The following is a 6606-nucleotide window of genomic DNA, read 5'->3' as shown; positions in this document are numbered from 1 at the left end:
GCCCCCGGCGGCGCGGCGGCGCAGGACCAGCGTGCTCGCGCCCGCGAGCAGCGCGATGCCCGCGGCCGAGCCGACGAGGGTGCCCGTGCTGTCGCCGCCCGACGCCGGACGCTCGCCCGCGGCGACACCGCCCTCCGGCGCCCGCTGGGCCTTGTCGGCGGCGGCCTTCTTGCGCTCCTCCGGGCTCTGGGGCTTCGGGGTGGGCTTGGCGTCGTCGCGCGCGACCGGCTTGTCTCCGGCGTCCACCGCGCCACGCGGAGCCGTCGTCGGCTTGCCGTCCCGCATGGCCTCCTCGGCGGCGGCCCGCTTCTTCTTCACGTCCTCCTCGGACGGCTTGCTGACGCTCGGCGACGGCTTGGGCGTCGCGTCGTTCGCGAAGGCCGTGGCGGCCGGAGCGGCGAGCACCCCACCCGCCACGGCGGTGGCGACGACGGTGGCGCGCAGGGACGTGCTGCCCTGGGGACGACGGGCGTGACGGGCACGGTGGGACATGTGGGGCTCCATTCCAGCTCTGACTCGGACGGGCCCGGCGCCGTTGGTCGGCGGCGCCGGGCCTGCCGCACAGGCTGGCGTGAAGTTGTGAGGAAGCTGTCAGGTTCCTGTTGCCGTCCGATCAGCGAGCGGGGCCCGGGGACAGAGCAGTGAGCGGGACCCGGGGACAGAGCGCGGACCGTACCGTCTGGCACAGTGCGGCCATGACCGACCGATACGACGCCTTCCGCGCCCTGCACCGCACCGGCGACCCCCTTCTCCTGCCCAACGCCTGGGACCACGCGTCCGCCGCCGCGCTCGCGGACGCCGGATTCCCCGCCATCGGTACGACGAGCCTCGGCGTCGCGGCCGCCGCGGGCAAGGCGGACGCGACCGGCGCGGCCCGGGAAGAGACGCTGCGCCTCGCCCGCGGCATGGCCCGGCTGCCCGCGCTCGTCACCGTCGACATCGAGGGCGGCTTCAGTGAACGGCCCGACGACGTCGCCGCGCTCGCCCGTGAACTCGCCGCCGCGGGCGTGGCCGGCGTGAACCTCGAAGACGGCAGGCCCGACGGCACCCTCACCGCCACCGCCCCCCAGTGCGAGCTGATCCGTGCCGTGAAGGAGGCCGCGCCCGGCCTCTTCCTGAACGCGCGCACGGACGCGTACTGGCTGGACGCCGGGGGCGAGAAGGAGGCCCGCGAGCGCGCCGACGCCTACCAACGCGCCGGTGCGGACGGCGTGTTCGTGCCCGGGACGCAGGACGAGGCCGCCATCACCGGGCTCGTCGGCGCCCTCGACGTACCGCTGAACATCCTCTACGCGCCGGGCGGCCTCACGCCCCGGCGTCTCGCCGAGCTCGGCGTGCGGCGGGTGAGCACCGGCTCGCTGCTGTTCCGCGCGGCGGTGCGACAAGCGGTGGACGTGGCACGGGAGTTCACCCTGGGCACCGTGAGTTCCGAGGGGCTGCCGACGTACGCTGAGGCGCAGGCGCTCGCGGAGGCGTTCGACGACCCCGCCTAGGCGGAACGGGGGCGGGCACGGGGAACTGGGGGAGAGGCATGGCCCGGCGTGACACGTCCAGGCGTACGCGACAGCCGGCGGGCCACGGTTCCGGGCAGTCGTCGCCGTGGTCCGACCCCAACTACCGCCTGTTCGTGGGCCTTCAGGGCCTCACCGCACTCGGGGACTCGTTCTCGCATGTGGCCATCCCGTTGTTGGTGCTGCACCAGACGGGGTCCGTCATGCAGATGGGCTTCGTCACGGGCCTGACCGGCGTCGCCTCGATCGTCACGGGCCTGTTCGCCGGGGTCGTCGCCGACCGCGTGAACCGGCGCCGGCTGCTCGTGGTCGCCGATGCCGCGCGCTGCGTGCTCTTCGGGCTCATCCCGCTGGTGTGGCTGTTCGCGACGCCGGTCTGGCTGGTGTACGCGGTCGTGCCCGTCGCCGGGGTCTTCGCGATGCTCTTCCAGGTGACGTACGTGACCGTGGTGCCCGGCATCGTCGCCCCCGGCCAGATCCTCAGGGCCAACAGCCACCTGTACGGCACGTACGCCGCCGCGGGCGCGGCAGGGCCCATGCTCGCGGGCCTGGTCGCCGCCTCCTTCGGCCCCGCCGCCGCCATCGGCATCGACGCCGCCACGTTCGCGGTCTCGGCGGTCGGCATCCTCTTCGTACGGATACGTGCCGCACCCGCGCCGGCCGAGGGGGCCGGGGAGGCGCCGGCGGGCGGGGCCGGGGCGGGTGAACGCGGCGGTGTGCGGCAGGAGTTCCTCGCCGGGGCGCGCTTCCTGTGGCGGCATCCGGTGCTCCGGCCCCTGACGGTGCTGCTCGCGCTGCTGACCTTCCTCACCTACGGCCTGACCGACATCCTCATCTTCCGCGTGAAGCACGACCTCGGGCACGGCGACGGCACCGTGGGCTATGTGCTCACCGCCGGGACGCTCGGCACCCTCGCCGCCACGTTCGTGGTGGCCCGGCTGCGCGGGCGGCTCGGCTTCGGCGCGAGCTGGATCGGGGCGCACGCGCTTTCGGGCGTGGCCGTGGCCTGCCTGGGGCTGACGGGGAGCGTGCCGGTGGTGGCGGTCCTCGCCGCGTGCGTGCTGTTCTGCACCGGCATCGGAGGCATCAACTCCATGTCGCTGCGGCAGGAGGTGACGCCCGGTCACCTTCTCGGCCGGGTCACCTCGTCGTTCTGGACGATCCACAATTCCCTCGGCCCGGTCGGCGCGGCCGCCGTCACCACGGCCGCCGCCGCGCAGGTGCGTGACGCCCCGCCCGTGCAGCGGGATCGACTGCCCGGACTGCGTACCGGGCCGGATGTCGACCTCCTCCATGCCGTCGAGCGTCTCGAGCGGCACCTTCGTGCCGAGCGCCGCAGCCGTCATCGGCAAGGTGACGGTGCAGTGCAGATCGTCCCCGCGCCGCTGGAAGACGCCGTGCGGCAACTCGTGGATCTCCACGTACAGATCACCGGCGGGGCCACCGCCAGGGCCCACCTCGCCCTCACCGGCGAGCTGGATCCGCGTGCCGTTGTCCACACCGGCGGGGATCTTCACGGTGAGCGTCCGACGGGACCGGATCCGGCCGTCGCCCGCGCACTCGGGGCAGGGGGTCGGCACGACGGTCCCGAAGCCCTGGCACTGCGGGCAGGGCCGGGACGTCATGACCTGGCCCAGGAAGGACCGCGTGACCTGCGAGACCTCACCGCGCCCGCGACACATGTCACAGGTCTGCGCGGAGGTGCCGGGCGCGGCGCCCTCACCGGAACACGTGGTGCAGACGACCGCCGTGTCGACCTGGATGTCCTTCGTGGTGCCGAAGGCGGCCTCTTCGAGGTCGATCTCCAGACGGATCATGGCGTCCTGGCCACGACGGGTGCGCGAGCGCGGCCCGCGCTGCGACGCCGTGCCGAAGAACGCGTCCATGATGTCGGAGAAGTTGCCGAAGCCACCCGCTCCGAAGCCGCCGGCGCCACCGCCGCCTGCCTGGGACAGCGGGTCGCCGCCGAGGTCGTAGACCTGCTTCTTCTGCGGGTCCGACAACACCTCGTACGCGGCGTTGATCTCCTTGAAGCGCTCTTGCGTCTTCGGATCGGGGTTGACGTCCGGATGCAGCTCGCGAGCGAGCCGCCGGAATGCCTTCTTGATGTCGTCCTGGGAAGCGTCGCGGCGCACGCCGAGTACGGCGTAGTAGTCCGTGGCCACTTACGACTCCGCCAGGATCTGTCCGACGTAACGTGCCACTGCGCGTACTGCTCCCATCGTTCCCGGATAGTCCATGCGGGTCGGTCCGACCACACCGAGCTTGGCGACTGCCTCGCTCCCCGAACCGTAGCCGACCGAGACCACCGACGTGGAGCTGAGTCCCTCGTGGGCGTTCTCGTGGCCGATCTTTACGGTCATGCCCGAATCCGTCGCCTCACCAAGCAACTTGAGGAGGACGACCTGTTCCTCGAGAGCCTCGAGGACGGGCCTGATGGTGAGGGGAAAGTCATGTCCGAAGCGGGTGAGATTGGCGGTGCCGCCGATCATCAGCCGCTCCTCGGTCTCCTCCACGAGCGTCTCGAGGAGGGTGGAGAGGACCGTGGCCACCGTGCCCTGGTCGTCCTTGTCGAAGGATTCGGTGAGGTCCTGCACGAGCTGCGGCACGTCCGTGAACCGGCGGCCCGCGACCCTGCTGTTGAGCCGCGCCCGCAGGTCCGCGAGCGACGTCTCGCCGAACGGCGCCGGGCAGTCGATCATGCGCTGCTCGACCCGGCCGGTGTCGGTGATCAGGACCAGCATCAGCCGGGCCGGAGCCAGCGAGAGCAGTTCCACGTGCCGCACCGTGGAGCGCGTCAGCGACGGATACTGCACCACCGCGACCTGCCGGGTGAGCTGTGCGAGCAGCCGCACCGTCCGCCCGACCACGTCGTCCAGGTCCACCGCGCCGTCCAGGAAGTTCTGGATCGCGCGGCGCTCCGGCGCCGTCATCGGCTTGACGCCCGCGAGCTTGTCGACAAAGAGGCGATACCCCTTGTCGGTGGGGATGCGTCCGGCGCTGGTGTGCGGCTGGGCGATGAACCCTTCCTCCTCCAGCGCGGCCATGTCGTTGCGGACCGTGGCCGGCGAGACGCCGAGGTGGTGGCGCTCGGTGAGCGCCTTGGAGCCGACGGGCTCCTCCGTGCCGACGTAGTCGTGGACGATGGCGCGCAGCACCTCGAGCCTGCGTTCACTGAGCATCGCGCACACCTCCAGCTCTCGTCCCTCGCCCTGAGCCCCCCGCCGGTGGCCCCTCACCCTGGCACTCACCCGCGGCGAGTGCCAGCCTTCAACGAATCAGTGTACGGCCGCCGGGTACGGCCCCGGCAAGGGCCGACCTCTTAGTCATGCCCACGGGTGGCCGGCGGATGTCATGCCCACGGGTGGGGCCCGTGCTGCCGCCCCGCCCCGGCGGCGCTAGCGTCGCCCCATGGACACGAGCACGCCCGCCCCCGTCCCCGCCCCGGCCTGGGAGGAGGCGGGCTGGGAACGGCTCGCCGCGCGCGTGGGCCGCCTGCGGCTGCCGGTGTGGGACTGCACGGCCGGGCTCGTCGTCGGCGCCGACGCGGCCCTCATGGTCGAGGCCGGGTCCAGTCTGCGCGAGGGTTCCCGGCTGCGCGCCGACGCCCGGCGGCTGCTCGGCGGCGACCGGCCGGGGGCTCGCGGAACGCCGCACCGCCGCGTCACCCATCTCGCCCTCACCCACCCCCACTTCGACCATGTCCTCGGGGCGGCGGCGTTCGCGGGCGTCGACGTGTTCGGGGCCGTCGGCGTCGACACCGTCCTGGCCTCGGGGCGCGACGCCCTGGCCGCCGACGCCGTCGCCCACGGCCTCGATCCGGCCGCCGCGGCCGAGGCCGCCGACCTGCTGGTCCGCCCCCGCCATCTGGTGTGCGGGGAGTGGACCCTGGACCTCGGCGGCGGGGCCCGGGTGCTGCTCGCCAACGTCGGCCCCGGGCACACCGGCCACGACCTGGCCGTCCTCGTGCCCGGCGGTCCCGGCGAGCGCGAGGTGGTCTTCTGCGGCGACCTGGTCGAGGAGTCCGGCGAGCCGCAGGCCGGGCCCGACGCGGCGCCCGGGCACTGGCCCGCCGCGCTCGACCGGCTGCTCGACCTGGGCGGCGAGGACGCGTTGTACGTGCCCGGGCACGGGGCCGTCGTCGACGCCGCCTTCGTACGCGCCCAACGCGACGAGCTGGCCCGCCGGTTCGGCGTCACCTGACGCCATACCGTTCGGCGCCGCCCGGCGCCATGCCATAACGTCTGGCCCATGCGCAGCTACAACCCGGATCTGACGCCGCCCTGGAAGAAGTCGGCTCCCGTCCCCGAAGTGCCCGCCGAGGCCGACCTGGTCGTGGAGGAGGTCGGGACGGGCTTCTGCGGTGCGGTGATCCGCTGCGAGAAGACGGCCGAGGGGCCGACGGTCACCCTGGAGGACCGCTTCGGCAAGCACCGCGTGTTCCCGATGGCGCCGCGCGGCTTCCTGCTGGAGGGCCGCGTCGTCACCCTGGTCCGCCCGACGGCCGCCGCCGCGCCGCGCACGCCCGCGCGCACCGCGTCCGGCTCGCTCGCCGTTCCGGGCGCGCGGGCGCGCGTGGCCCGGGCGGGGCGCATCTATGTGGAGGGCAGGCACGACGCCGAGCTGGTCGAGAAGGTCTGGGGCGACGACCTGCGCATCGAGGGCGTGGTCGTCGAGTACCTGGAAGGCATCGACGATCTGCCCGCCATCGTCGACGAGTTCGCCCCCGGGCCCGACGCGCGCCTCGGCGTCCTCGTGGACCATCTCGTGCCCGGCACGAAGGAGTCCCGCATCGCCGCGGCCGTCAGCAGCGACCACGCCCTGGTCGTCGGCCACCCGTACATCGACATCTGGGAGGCCGTGAAGCCCTCCTCCCTCGGCATCACCGCCTGGCCCCGCATCCCCCACGGCCAGGACTGGAAGACGGGCATCTGCCGGTCCCTCGGCTGGCCCCCCAACACGGGCGCGGCCTGGCAGCACATCCTGGGCTCGGTGCGCAGCTACAAGGACCTGGAACCGGCACTCCTGGGCCGAGTGGAAGAGCTGATCGATTTCGTGACGGCCCCCTAGCGGGATCCCGTAACTGGGGCTCCGC

5 protein-coding genes and 2 pseudogenes are annotated in these 6606 nt (G+C 73.3%); 4 read left to right on the top strand and 3 right to left on the bottom strand.

The genetic code is table 11. From position 1 onward, the window contains the following. On the bottom strand, positions 1–492 hold a 492-nt coding region (locus STRAU_RS24150), incomplete at its 3' end, for a hypothetical protein (RefSeq protein WP_052029212.1). 203 nt (positions 493–695) lie between these two features. On the opposite strand from STRAU_RS24150, the gene STRAU_RS24145 reads away from it, so the two are divergent. Together STRAU_RS24145 and STRAU_RS40505 are read left to right on the top strand one after the other, a co-directional pair. Further along, entirely contained in the window at positions 696–1493 is a 798-nt protein-coding gene (locus STRAU_RS24145; RefSeq protein ID WP_016643005.1) for an isocitrate lyase/PEP mutase family protein, read from the top strand. Positions 1494–1531: 38 nt separating this feature from the next. After that, positions 1532–2638: pseudogene (locus tag STRAU_RS40505) on the top strand (MFS transporter); the annotation flags it as partial. Between the two features lie 69 nt (positions 2639–2707). Here STRAU_RS40505 and dnaJ read toward each other — a convergent pair. Both dnaJ and hrcA read right to left on the bottom strand, forming a co-directional pair. After that, positions 2708–3676, bottom strand: a pseudogene (gene dnaJ / locus STRAU_RS24140) (molecular chaperone DnaJ); the annotation flags it as partial. Beyond that, positions 3677–4693, bottom strand: coding sequence for a heat-inducible transcriptional repressor HrcA (gene hrcA / locus STRAU_RS24135; protein ID WP_016643002.1), 1017 nt, complete (start codon positions 4691–4693; stop codon positions 3677–3679). Between the two features lie 229 nt (positions 4694–4922). On the opposite strand from hrcA, the gene STRAU_RS24130 reads away from it, so the two are divergent. Both STRAU_RS24130 and STRAU_RS24125 read left to right on the top strand, forming a co-directional pair. Continuing rightward, complete coding sequence (locus tag STRAU_RS24130) at positions 4923–5714, top strand: MBL fold metallo-hydrolase (protein WP_016643001.1); 792 nt, start codon at positions 4923–4925, stop codon at positions 5712–5714. A gap of 48 nt (positions 5715–5762) precedes the next feature. Further along, positions 5763–6581, top strand: a complete 819-nt coding sequence (locus STRAU_RS24125; RefSeq protein ID WP_016643000.1) for a DUF3097 domain-containing protein — start codon at positions 5763–5765, stop codon at positions 6579–6581. Positions 6582–6606 lie beyond the last annotated feature (25 nt).

The organism is Streptomyces aurantiacus JA 4570 (assembly GCF_000414115.1).
GTDB classification, from domain to species: Bacteria; Actinomycetota; Actinomycetes; order Streptomycetales; family Streptomycetaceae; genus Streptomyces; species Streptomyces aurantiacus_A.
This window is presented reverse-complemented; position numbering and strand designations above follow the sequence as displayed.

Excerpts from the sequence above, each read along its gene's own strand:
- STRAU_RS24145 (WP_016643005.1), top strand. The coding sequence starts at position 696 with ATGACCGACCGATACGACGCCTTCCGCGCCCTGCACCGCACCGGCGAC.
- hrcA (WP_016643002.1), bottom strand. The coding sequence starts at position 4,693 with ATGCTCAGTGAACGCAGGCTCGAGGTGCTGCGCGCCATCGTCCACGAC.
- STRAU_RS24130 (WP_016643001.1), top strand. The coding sequence starts at position 4,923 with ATGGACACGAGCACGCCCGCCCCCGTCCCCGCCCCGGCCTGGGAGGAG.
- STRAU_RS24125 (WP_016643000.1), top strand. The coding sequence starts at position 5,763 with ATGCGCAGCTACAACCCGGATCTGACGCCGCCCTGGAAGAAGTCGGCT.